Genomic DNA, 10,024 nt, shown 5'->3' with positions numbered 1-10,024 from the left:
ATCTGGCGTGGGCGGAATTCAGACGGTGGCTGAGGTTGTGTACATCAATATTCTGAATTTCTTTACCCAGCCGGTGGAGTGGCCGGTGGCCGATACGAATAGCTACCCAGGCAGCAGCAATTGTCAGGATGCCGGCGAGCAGCATCAGGCCCCACAGGGTTTTACGGAAATTCTGCATAAAATCGTGGTGAAAATCGGTGGTCACCGCGACCGCAATTTTAGCGTCATCAATAAAACGATTCAGTGATTCTGGTGTGAGTATCGCTCCCTGATATTGGTGATCTCCGGTCTGCCATTTATATAAATTGTCTGCCCGAATTGATTTGATTACGGATGCATTGTTGAGCAGTGGCGAAAAGTCCGGCTCGGTACCTGTATAGATGGGTAATCCCTGCTTATCGAACACCGCAAAGTAAATACCGTGATGACCGGAAACGGCATTTTGCAGCCGGGATTCCAGTGTCTGCCCGGTAAATTTATCCAGCCCCAGAATCGCTTTTTCAACCGAAAGGGCAACCACGCGCAGCTCATCGGCATCTTGCTGATTAAAATGGTGCAGCACTGATCGTTGCACCAGCAAACCCAGAATGATAAAGCAAAGCACGATGGCCAAACCGACCAGCAGTGCCATATGCAGCGCTAATGACAGGGGACGGCGGTCAGATTTCACGCTGAGCGTCCAGAACGTAGCCCATGCCGCGCACGGTATGAATTAATTTGGTTTCAAAATCGTCATCAATTTTTGATCGTAAGCGCCGTATGGCAACATCAATAACATTGGTGTCGCTGTCAAAATTCATATCCCAGACCTGAGAAGCAATTAAGGAGCGTGGCAAAACTTCGCCCTGGCGTCTTAACATTAATTCCAGTAAGGCAAATTCTTTGTTGGTCAGATTAATACGTTGTTTATTGCGGTGAGCAACCCGGCGCTTGAGATCCAGGGTTAAATCGGCGATGTGCATTTCATCCAGTTCGGATTTGGGCTGTCCCCGCCGTAGCAGGGTTCTTACGCGTGCCAGTAATTCAGCAAAGGCAAAGGGTTTAACCAGATAATCATCGGCGCCAAGTTCCAGCCCTTTAACGCGATCATCTACCGAATCCCGGGCGGTGAGAAACAGCGTAGCAGTATCGCAATGACGCTCACGCAGCGAACGCAATATCTGCCAGCCATCAATGTCCGGCAACATGACATCAAGAATGATCAGCTCGAAGGTTTCGGTGACTGCAAGGTGGTGGCCGTCCAGTCCGTTATTAGCCAGTGAGACCGAGAACCCCGCTTCGGTGAGCCCTTTGCGTAAGTACTCGCCCGTTTTAGCTTCGTCCTCAATGATGAGTAATTTCATCAGCAGACTCCCAGGTCAGAGGTGGCGCAGTCTAGTTATCGGTGGCTGACGATAAGATGACAGTTACATTACATCAATGTAATCAATGCGTCACTTTGAGGTCAGTTATCGGCTCTTATTCTACAGGCTATCCGTTGAATTCATTTTTTACATTAAGACTGAGTCTATGAATAAAAAATATTCTTTAACACAAGGCCAGGCTCCGCTGTCGAGACGGCGCTTTGTTCAGGGGCTGGGGACTGCCGGAGTTGCTTTATCACTGTCTGGTTTGATGGGAGCCCGCGCGTTTGCCGCCGGCGCAGAGGGTAGTGCGTCTGTTCCGCTGCTGAAGGGCACCAGTTTCGACCTCGAAGTGGCCGAGCAACGGGTTAATTTTACCGGTGTTGTACGGACTGCGACGACGATTAATGGCTCTCTCCCGGCACCGACGCTGATCTGGCGTGAAGGCGAGACGGTAACCATACGGGTGACCAACCGTCTGTCGGTACCTACCTCGATTCATTGGCATGGAATTATTTTGCCGTTTCAGATGGACGGTGTGCCGGGTATCAGTTTCCGCGGCATTGCCCCCGGCGAAACCTTTACCTACCGCTTTAAAGTGCAACAGAGTGGCACTTATTGGTATCACTCCCACAGCGGCTTTCAGGAAATGACCGGCATGTACGGCAGCATCATCGTGTTGCCGGCTGCGGGTGAGCGCTTCCCGGCAGACCGGGACTATGTTGTGCAGCTCTCAGACTGGACCGATGAAGATCCGATGGCGGTGTTCGCCAAGCTCAAGCACCAGAGTGATTACTACAATTTTAACCAGCCAACGGCTGTTGATTTTGCCCATGATGTTTCCGCTGTCGGGGTGCAGCAGGCACTTTCCCAGCGGCGCATGTGGAATCAGATGCGCATGAGTCCGGGTGATCTGGCCGATGTTTCGGCAGAAACCTTTACCTACCTGATGAACGGTACAACCCCTGCCGGTAACTGGACCGGGCTGTTTAAACCGGGTGAGAAAGTACGTCTGCGCTTTGTTAACGGCGCCAGCAATACTTTTTACGATGTGCGTATTCCAGGTCTGCCGCTGACGGTTGTGCAGACAGATGGCCAGGATGTGGAGCCGGTAACGGTAGATGAATTCCGCTTTGGCCCGGGCGAAACCTACGATGTTGTGGTTCAGCCTGAGGAGGATGCGTACACCATTTTTGCGCAATCTATGGATCGCAGCGGCTATGCCAGCGGTACCTTGTCAGTGCGCAGCGGACTGACCGCGATTGTGCCGGCGCTGGACCCTCCGCAGCCACTGACCATGGCCGATATGATGGGCCAGATGAACGGCATGAACCACAGTGGCCACGGCAGTATGCCGATGGGGCAGATGAAGGAGATGAGCCACGACAGCATGCCGATGGATGGCATGAACCACGACGGCATGAGCATGAATCACGACGGCATGAGCATGAACCACGACGGCATGAGCATGAATCACGACGGCATGACCATGAATCACGACGGCATGACCATGAATCACGATGGCATGACCATGAACCACGATAGCCGGGCACTGGCGAAGCCTTCTCAAACCGTACGTCATGCCCGCACCGAATACGGGCCTGGTACCGATATGCGCGTCGATAGCCCGCGTACAAATCTTGATGATCCGGGTGTCGGATTACGTGACCTGAGCCAGAGTGGATTGCGGCCGCCGGGTCACCGGGTGCTGACTCTGGATATGCTGCATACCATCGGCGGTTCGCTGGATAAGCGGGTGCCGGAACGGGAAGTCGAACTGCACCTTACCGGCAATATGGAACGCTACGCCTGGTCCTTTGACGGGCTGGAATTCGGCCAGTCTACGCCGGTGCATTTCCGTCATGGCGAGCGGCTGCGGGTGATTCTGCAGAACGACACCATGATGACCCATCCTATGCATATGCACGGCATGTGGAGTGAGCTGGAAAACGAACGCGGCGAGTTTGTTGCCCGCCGCCACACCATTCCGGTGCAACCAGCGCAGCGCATCAGTTTTCAGGTTACGGCGGATGCGCTCGGACGTTGGGCCTGGCACTGCCATCTGCTGTTTCATATGGATGCGGGCATGTTCCGCGAGGTGGTGGTGTCATGAGCATGTACAAAGAGCTCTCCGTTCTGGCGGCCGCCATCGTTATCAGCAGTTACAGCCTGTCAGCCCCGGCTGAGAGCATGGCCGGTATGTCACATGATGATATGCCAGCCTCTTCAGCGGCGGACGCAGAATCAGCACCCATGACGATGGGCACGATGCGTATGCAGGGTGGCAAGGCACCGGCCGAGGCCCGCGATCCGCACAGCTATGCCAATGGCATGACGCTGGACAGCGGTGCTTATGTGCTGCCGGCGGTACCCCGTTTACGTCTGGCTGACGAGCACAATTTCTGGGCTGTGGCCTTTAACCGTTTTGAGGCGGTGAGAGCGGATGACGGCGATTACGGACTCTACGATGCCCAGGCCTGGTTTGGTGGCAGCTACGATCGCGCAGTAATCAAGGCTGAGGGCGAGGTGGTGGCCGGCACGCTGGAAGAAAGCCAGACCGAGCTGCTCTACAGCCATGCTGTAACCGCTTATTGGAATGTGCAGGCCGGTGTGCGCCACGACAGTGGTTCAGGCCCGGATCGTAACTGGCTCGGAGTAGGAATTCAGGGGCTTGCGCCTTACTGGTTCGAGGTTGATGCCACGCTTTACGCCGGTGAGCAGGGACGTTCGCTGTTGCAGATTGAGGCGGAATACGAGCTGCTGTTAACACAGCGCTGGATTGTGCAGCCGCGCGCTGAAATGACCCTCTACGGCAAGTCTGATTCGGATAATGGTATCGGCCGTGGTCTTTCGGCCATCGATGCTGGCGTGCGCCTGCGTTATGAGTTCAGCCGCCGGTTCGCTCCCTATGTGGGCGTGGAATGGCAGGGCCGGTTTGGCGACACCGCCGATGCGGTCCGGGCCGGTGGTGATAGCCCCCGCGCTGCCGACTGGGTGGCCGGGTTAAGGTTCTGGTTTTAACGGTAATAACCATTTTTCAACCATAAGGTGTGTAACATGAAAACAATATCAACAGCTGTTTGGGTACTGGTTTCCGGCATTGCATTTTCGGCGCTGGCCAATGCCCATGATCCTTCTGAACATGCGGCGAAAGGTGAAAGTCCTGACTGCAGTGCGATGCCGGACATGCATCAGGCGTCAATGAACGCATCCGATCCGGTGATGCAGGCGATGATGAAAAAATGCGCAGAGGCCATGCATGGTAATGCAAAGGATCAGAAGCAGGATCAGAAACAGGATCAGAAACAGGATCAGAAACAGGATCAGAAACATGGTTCCGCCCATAAAGATGACAGCGGGCATCACCAGACATCCGGCGGGCATGATGGCGGTGATCAACATGGGCATTAATCCTGACGGCACAGGATGCATAACCCCTGAAGGGGCTATCAGGACCGGGCAGGAGATATCATGTTGAATATCATCAGGGGCATGATTCTGGCGGGCGTTATTCTGCTGCTGGCGGGTTTTGGCTTTATTTATTCCGGCGTGTATTCCGTGGCTGCCGACACGCCGCATAACCCTTTAACTTATTGGCTGCTGGAGACGTTACGGGAGCGATCAATTGACAGAGCCTCCCGGCCGCTTGATGTGCCGGATCTCAACTCAGCTGATTGGCTGCTGGCCGGTGGTCCGGATTACAACGAGATGTGCGCGGGCTGTCATTTACGGCCGGGAAAAACCTATAGTGATATGAGCCTTGGCTTGTATCCCGTGCCTCCCAATTTAACCGCCGGTCTGGATGAGCATGAACATGCGGATGACGATAAACAAAGCCTTGCCCGTCGTCAGTTCTGGATTATTAAACACGGTATTAAAGCCTCTGGCATGCCTGCCTGGGGTAAGACCCACGACGATCAGCGCATCTGGGCTATGGTGGCTTTCCTGCAACGTCTGCCGGAGCTGACTGAAGAGCAATATCAGATTCTGACGGCGAGGGATAAGGCCGGCTCCGGGCATCACTAGCCTGAGCGGGAAAACTACTGGCTCCGGCAGTGCTGCGCTGATCAGGCCCGGCCTGAAAACGGGGGAATATGACCTGTTATTTAAGTGGAATATTGCGGACAAGAGGATAACAAAGTGGCTACAGAGACTACGGATAGTGCTGCATCAACGCGATCACCCGACAGACATCTGCCGCGGCAGGAACTGTTGGTTGAAGGTGCCAGTTGCGCCAGTTGTGTGAAAAAAATTGAGACTGCACTGCAACATGTACCCGGTGTAACTAAGGCCGAAATGAACTTAGCGCAACGCACGGTCAGCATTGAGGGCAGCGCCGATGCCAGTGCTCTGATTCAGGCTGTCGAGCAGGCCGGTTACGGCGCCAAAGTTCAGCAGGCGGAAAGTGAAAGCGACGCCCTGGCGGAAAAAGAGCAAGCCGACTGGGCCTATTACAAACGCCTGATGCGGGAAATGACCATCGCACTCGGCCTTGGGATACCGCTGATGATCTATAGCCTGGTCGTTGGCGAAATGACCGTTACCACCACCAGTGAACGCATAGTCTGGTTGATTGTCGGGCTGCTGACACTGGCCGTGATGGTATTTTCCGGCCGGCATTTTTATGTGGGAGCCTGGCAGTCGTTTAAAAATCATTCGGCAAATATGGATACCCTGATTGCGCTGGGGACAGGTACGGCCTGGATCTATTCGATGGTGGTGGTGTTGGCTCCTGATGTGATGCCGGGTATGGCACGCCACGTCTATTTTGAAGCAACTGCGATGATCATCGGTTTAATTAATCTGGGCCTCGCGCTGGAACTCAAAGCCCGTGGCAAAACCTCAGAAGCCGTCAAACGTCTGATCGGACTGCAACCTAAAACGGCGCGGATTATCCGCGATGGTTATGAAACAGATATTCCGATTTCACAGGTTGAGCTGCACGATCTGGTGCGCGTGCGTCCTGGTGAGAAAGTCCCGGTCGATGGTGAAGTGACTGACGGCCATACCAGCATCGATGAATCGATGCTGACCGGTGAACCCATGCCGGTTGAAAAAGGTGAGGGTGATGAAGTGGTGGCCGGCACCATCAACAAAACTGGCTCCATAGTGTTCAAAGCAACACGGGTGGGGAAAGACACGGCACTGGCGCAGATTATCGATATGGTAAAACGTGCGCAGAATTCGAAACCGCCCATCGGCCGGCTGGCCGATGTTATCTCAGCCTATTTTGTTCCGATTATTATGATCATTGCGATTGTCAGTGCTCTGGCCTGGCTGAATTTCGGGCCGGAACCGGTGGTGGCTTTTGCGATGGTGTCGGCAACGACGGTTCTGATTATTGCCTGTCCCTGCGCACTGGGGCTGGCCACGCCGATGTCGGTGATGGTCGGTGTTGGTAAGGCCGCAGAGGCGGGGGTTCTGATCCGCAACGGCGAAGCCTTACAAACCTCATCCAGAATCACGGCCATGATTTTGGATAAAACCGGCACTATTACTCTGGGCTCACCTAAGGTGACCGATATTGTTACGGCTGCAGCGATGGATGAAACACGTACCCTGCAATTAGCGGCCAGCCTGGAATCTGGCTCTGAACATCCGTTGGCGCAGGCCATTGTTGAATCTGCCAACGAGCGGGGTATCGACCTGTTAGCGATGAGTCAGTTTAACGCCATCGCCGGCCATGGCGTTGAGGCAATCGTTGATGGGCAGCAGTTGCTGTTTGGTAATGAAAAGCTGATGCAAGAGCGCAGCATTACGCTGGGATCTTTTATTGATAAGGCTCAGCATCTGGCCGCCGATGCCAAAACGCCGATGTACCTTGCCGTCAACGGCACCCTGGCGGGCATTATCGCTGTGGCTGACCCGATTAAAGAGGACTCCATCGCTGCTATCAAACGCCTGCAACGGAGTGGCATTCGTGTGGTGATGTTGACCGGGGATAACCGTGCTACCGCCAAAGCGGTCGCAGAAAAAGCGGGTATTACAGAGTTCTTCGCCGAGGTCTTGCCGGAAGATAAATCCAAAAAAGTACAGGAACTGCAGATGCTGGGCGAGGTCGTGGGAATGACCGGTGATGGCATTAATGATGCGCCGGCATTGGCCATTGCCGATGTTGGTTTTGCCATTGGCACGGGTACTGATGTCGCTATCGAAAGCGCCGACATAACCCTGATGCGTGGTTCGCTGCATGGACTGGCCGATGCCATTGCCATCAGCAAGGCGACGCTGCGTAATATTAAACAAAACCTGTTGGGTGCCTTTTTTTATAACGTTGCCGGTGTGCCTTTTGCGGCCGGGGTGCTGTATCCGTTTTTCGGATTATTATTAAGTCCGGTAATTGCCGGTGCAGCAATGGCATTTTCATCACTGACGGTGGTTACCAATGCCAACCGTCTGCGCTTATTTAAAGCGCAGGAACATTAAGGGGAAATGGCATGATGATCTTAATTAATCTGGCCGGCTTAGCGTTCATTGCACTGATTGTCTGGTGGTTCTGGCTGTATCAGCCGCCGCAAACCACGCTGACTAACGATGAACTGCTGATCATTGTTGAAAACGGCACCTATCAGCCGGCGCGTATCAGGCTTCCTGCCAACCAGCCCGTCAGTCTTAATTTTTTGCGTAAAGACGCATCGCCCTGTTCGGAGGTACTGCTGATACCGGATTTACATATCAGCGAGACCTTGCCGTTAAACAAACGCAAACGTATTGATTTACCACCGATGCCTAAAGGTGAGTACGCCTTTCACTGCCAGATGCAGATGTATCGCGGCCAGCTTACGGTGGAATAGAGGATGCTATCTGCTCTTTGGCTTGTCCGGGAGCCGTTGTGGTTGCCGAATACCGTGCAGAGAACGCTGAAATTGACTGACCGCCGTAAAACTCGGCTGGCAACGGCGGATGGGTGAAAATATTAAAGATCATGCCAAATATCGGGCACTCTTTTTTAACAAAATTCCATCTGATGAGAAGGAAATAAATATGAGCGATAAAAAACACCGATTAGGCGTATCAGAAGTGAATCTGGTGTGCGTCATCTGCAACTGGAGCCTGTTGACGAGAACAAACGGCAAGCAGCTATTGCTGAGATTGATCAGCTTTACGGTCTCGATTGCATATCCTTTGACGAAAAAAGCCGGGTGCTGAATCTTGCGTATGACGCTTCCAGAGTTAATCTGGACAATATAGAAGACATTTTGAGTGCCCATGATGTCGCCGTCAGTCATGACTGGTGGACGCACTTTAAAGAAGGCTATTACAAGTTTGTTGATGACAATGTTAAAGAAAACGTGATTCGTGAGCCCTGGAGCTGTCATAAATCCCCACCGGGAAGTGGACGAAAACGCTGATAGATAATGATCAGGGACGTGCAGATATTGTATCGCTGTGCTGAATACGATGGCTGATGTTTGTTTTGCTATTTTGGATTTCCAAAAGGATGGTGAAATATGAAACTGAATACTCAAAAATTTGCTTTGGCTTGTGCTCTGACAGCAGCCGTTTTGTGGCTTGCCTGCAGCGCTTTGGTGAGTCTGTTGCCGGGCCTTATGTTATCTATGTCCGGGCATATGGTGCATATGCAGCTGGAAAATATGGGCTGGCACCTGACGGTAGTTGGCTTTATTGGTGGTTTGGTTGCCTGGTCAGTGATTGCGGGCGCTACCGGGGCACTGCTGAGCGCAATTTATAATCGATTGCTTTAAATTACCGTTCAATATCGGCTTACGCCATAAGCGCAGGTTGTTCTGAACAGCATAATAGCCACCAGTCGCGCGCTGTACTCTGAGCGCGACCAGTGGGGTCGGGTCTGATTTATTCAGTATCTTCCAGCGTCAGAGTAAACCATCCTCCGGCAATATGCTTATGGGTCCAGACACCCAAAAGTACAACGCTTCCATTTTCATTACTGATCAGTTTGAAATAATCTTTCCAGGGCTGATGATCATAATTCATTGTGGCCGTGGCTTCTTCACGCCAGCGGATATCTGTCATGCCAACATTGCCCCAGATCGGGATCGGAAAGTACAGCTTGTCAGCCCAGCGGAATAACAGCGGGTCCCCCTGATGTTGTGTACGGTAGCGTTTACCCCACTTAATACCCAGAAGGCTGAGTGGGCGAACGATTACCCATTCGGCAAGATCCAATACAGAACCATTGGTTCTTAAAATTTTTCCTTTCCAGTAGCGACCCACCAGATCTTCTTTGGCGCTTACATTGGGCAGTGAGTCGTACAGGCGAACCAGATCTTCTTCGTTATAAGCGATGTCTTGCTGTTCAAGGATCTCTGTTTTGATTTGATCCAGCGGTTTGCCAGAGCCTTCGAGTCTCCGATTCTGCCACTTGCCTTCATTCCAGACCGATGACTTAGGCTGAAGGTGGCACATGCCGCTGATCAGCATATTCAGCGGAAACATTACCCATTGCGCCACGTCATACAGGATGCCTGGCAGGTTGATGACTAATTTACCTTTGGTATTCATAGGGATTTTTGCCTTTGTTGTTGTTCTGTTGGGCCGGTGGCGTGCCATACTCTTTAAAACTGAATGGCGTATCACTCTTGATTTTCAGGGTTTCATAAACAGGAGGGAGGGTCAAGCCATAAATATTTGCACCACCAGAGCTGTTCAGTCGTTCCTCTTCCCAAGTCGGTCGTATGGAGGTGGGCAGTACGGCGCTG

The 10,024-nt window shown here is 52.7% G+C and carries 11 protein-coding genes and 1 pseudogene; 8 read left to right on the top strand and 4 right to left on the bottom strand.

Annotated elements, in window-relative coordinates; all coding sequences use genetic code 11:
* Both B3P58_RS03335 and B3P58_RS03330 read right to left on the bottom strand, forming a co-directional pair.
* A pseudogene (locus B3P58_RS03335) lies at nt 1–670 on the bottom strand (hypothetical protein); the annotation flags it as partial.
* On the bottom strand, nt 660–1,343 hold the full coding sequence (locus tag B3P58_RS03330; protein WP_145470515.1) for a heavy metal response regulator transcription factor: 684 nt from the start codon (nt 1,341–1,343) through the stop codon (nt 660–662). The gene B3P58_RS03330 and the pseudogene B3P58_RS03335, both read right to left, overlap by 11 nt.
* Before the next feature lie 166 nt (nt 1,344–1,509).
* On the opposite strand from B3P58_RS03330, the gene B3P58_RS03325 reads away from it, so the two are divergent.
* The 8 genes from B3P58_RS03325 to B3P58_RS03290 all read left to right on the top strand — a co-directional run bounded on the left by B3P58_RS03325 (nt 1,510) and on the right by B3P58_RS03290 (nt 9,049).
* Nucleotides 1,510–3,456, top strand: a complete 1,947-nt coding sequence (locus B3P58_RS03325; protein WP_286716072.1) for a copper resistance system multicopper oxidase — start codon at nt 1,510–1,512, stop codon at nt 3,454–3,456.
* On the top strand, nt 3,453–4,364 hold the full coding sequence (locus tag B3P58_RS03320; RefSeq protein WP_286716071.1) for a copper resistance protein B: 912 nt from the start codon (nt 3,453–3,455) through the stop codon (nt 4,362–4,364). Before B3P58_RS03325 ends, B3P58_RS03320 begins: the two co-directional genes overlap by 4 nt.
* A gap of 36 nt (nt 4,365–4,400) precedes the next feature.
* Entirely contained in the window at nt 4,401–4,754 is a 354-nt protein-coding gene (locus B3P58_RS03315; RefSeq protein WP_225690616.1) for a hypothetical protein, read from the top strand.
* Nucleotides 4,755–4,814: 60 nt separating this feature from the next.
* Entirely contained in the window at nt 4,815–5,369 is a 555-nt protein-coding gene (locus B3P58_RS03310) for a c-type cytochrome (RefSeq protein WP_286716070.1), read from the top strand.
* Nucleotides 5,370–5,537: 168 nt separating this feature from the next.
* Entirely contained in the window at nt 5,538–7,769 is a 2,232-nt protein-coding gene (locus B3P58_RS03305) for a heavy metal translocating P-type ATPase (protein WP_286716073.1), read from the top strand.
* Between the two features lie 11 nt (nt 7,770–7,780).
* A complete protein-coding gene (locus B3P58_RS03300) occupies nt 7,781–8,137 on the top strand; it encodes a cupredoxin domain-containing protein (protein WP_286716069.1) in 357 nt (118 codons plus the stop codon).
* 237 nt (nt 8,138–8,374) lie between these two features.
* Nucleotides 8,375–8,695 (top strand): cation transporter, encoded by a 321-nt coding sequence (locus B3P58_RS03295; RefSeq protein WP_286716067.1) that lies wholly within the window; start codon nt 8,375–8,377, stop codon nt 8,693–8,695.
* Nucleotides 8,696–8,794: 99 nt separating this feature from the next.
* On the top strand, nt 8,795–9,049 hold the full coding sequence (locus B3P58_RS03290; RefSeq protein WP_230330872.1) for a DUF5676 family membrane protein: 255 nt from the start codon (nt 8,795–8,797) through the stop codon (nt 9,047–9,049).
* 109 nt (nt 9,050–9,158) lie between these two features.
* On the opposite strand, the gene B3P58_RS03285 is transcribed toward B3P58_RS03290, so the two are convergent.
* Both B3P58_RS03285 and B3P58_RS03280 read right to left on the bottom strand, forming a co-directional pair.
* Nucleotides 9,159–9,827 carry a DUF4334 domain-containing protein gene (locus B3P58_RS03285; RefSeq protein WP_230330873.1) on the bottom strand — a complete coding sequence of 223 codons (669 nt, stop codon included), beginning with the start codon at nt 9,825–9,827 and terminating at the stop codon, nt 9,159–9,161.
* The coding region (locus B3P58_RS03280) for a hypothetical protein (protein WP_286716066.1) at nt 9,811–10,024 on the bottom strand (214 nt) is incomplete at its 5' end. The genes B3P58_RS03280 and B3P58_RS03285, both read right to left, overlap by 17 nt.

The organism is Thalassolituus sp. UBA2009 (genome assembly GCF_002335285.1).
Taxonomy (GTDB): Bacteria; Pseudomonadota; Gammaproteobacteria; order Pseudomonadales; family Oceanobacteraceae; genus Venatoribacter; species Venatoribacter alkanivorans.
The sequence above is the reverse complement of the archived record's forward strand: the minus strand, read 5'-3'. Positions and strand labels throughout refer to the sequence as shown.

Bases quoted from the DNA above. Each gene is read 5' to 3' on its own strand.
- B3P58_RS03285 (WP_230330873.1), bottom strand. From the start codon at position 9,827: ATGAATACCAAAGGTAAATTAGTCATCAACCTGCCAGGCATCCTGTAT.
- B3P58_RS03290 (WP_230330872.1), top strand. From the start codon at position 8,795: ATGAAACTGAATACTCAAAAATTTGCTTTGGCTTGTGCTCTGACAGCA.
- B3P58_RS03315 (WP_225690616.1), top strand. From the start codon at position 4,401: ATGAAAACAATATCAACAGCTGTTTGGGTACTGGTTTCCGGCATTGCA.
- B3P58_RS03310 (WP_286716070.1), top strand. From the start codon at position 4,815: ATGTTGAATATCATCAGGGGCATGATTCTGGCGGGCGTTATTCTGCTG.
- B3P58_RS03320 (WP_286716071.1), top strand. From the start codon at position 3,453: ATGAGCATGTACAAAGAGCTCTCCGTTCTGGCGGCCGCCATCGTTATC.
- B3P58_RS03325 (WP_286716072.1), top strand. From the start codon at position 1,510: ATGAATAAAAAATATTCTTTAACACAAGGCCAGGCTCCGCTGTCGAGA.
- B3P58_RS03300 (WP_286716069.1), top strand. From the start codon at position 7,781: ATGATGATCTTAATTAATCTGGCCGGCTTAGCGTTCATTGCACTGATT.
- B3P58_RS03330 (WP_145470515.1), bottom strand. From the start codon at position 1,343: ATGAAATTACTCATCATTGAGGACGAAGCTAAAACGGGCGAGTACTTA.